The following is a 349-nucleotide window of genomic DNA, read 5'->3' as shown; positions in this document are numbered from 1 at the left end:
ACGTCCAGCAACCGACGCTGAGAAGATCACACCAACTGTTCCAGCAACCCCTGTACCAGTAGCAAATACCAGCAGCTTAACTGAAGGTGAAAAGGACCAAGTTAAGACTAATGTAACTAATGCCAACAAGGATAAATTCCCAGCAGGCACTGAAGTTACAGTAGGCAATGATGGTACAGCAACGATTACCTACCCAGATAAGACTAAGTCAACTGATACAATCCCAGGTAGCCAGTTGGTACGTCCAGCAACCGACGCTGAGAAGATCACACCAACTGTTCCAGCAACCCCTGTACCAGTAGCAAATACCAGCAGCTTAACTGAAGGTGAAAAGGACCAAGTTAAGACT

1 protein-coding gene is annotated in these 349 nt (G+C 46.4%); it reads left to right on the top strand.

The genetic code is table 11. The features are described 5' to 3' along the window. Window positions 1-349 (top strand): MiiA motif-containing surface protein (locus H9X91_RS14105; protein ID WP_204805888.1); only part of this gene is annotated, 349 nt, incomplete at both ends.

Source organism: Oscillibacter valericigenes, from assembly GCF_016902445.1.
GTDB lineage: Bacteria > Bacillota > Clostridia > Oscillospirales > Oscillospiraceae > Oscillibacter > Oscillibacter avistercoris.
Note: the sequence above shows the minus strand (reverse complement) of the source record. Positions and strands in the feature narration are given on the sequence as shown.